Raw genomic sequence first — 246 nt, 5'->3', positions numbered from 1 at the left:
CCGTGCCACAGGCTATCATCCACTCTATGCTTTTGAAAGTCAGACTGGTTATTGTTTCAATGCTCAGTTACGTCCTGGAAATCGCTATTGCTCCGAAGGAGCGGTGGAGTTCCTCCGACCTATTTTATACTCATTCAGAATCAAAATTAGCAGATATCCATTCTCTATGGACAATCGATCGTAAGCGAGTAGTTGATAAGCTTTGGATAACTTCTTGCAACTGATCAATGACGTCATTCAATGATT

The 246-nt window shown here is 41.5% G+C and carries 1 protein-coding gene; it reads left to right on the top strand.

The features are described 5' to 3' along the window. On the top strand, window positions 1–184 hold a 184-nt coding region (locus E4T71_RS09585; RefSeq protein ID WP_265588438.1), incomplete at its 5' end, for a transposase. Window positions 185–246: the final 62 nt, after the last annotated feature.

Source organism: Streptococcus sp. WM07 (assembly GCF_004570525.1).
Classification (GTDB): Bacteria; Bacillota; Bacilli; order Lactobacillales; family Streptococcaceae; genus Streptococcus.
Note: the sequence above shows the minus strand (reverse complement) of the source record. Positions and strands in the feature narration are given on the sequence as shown.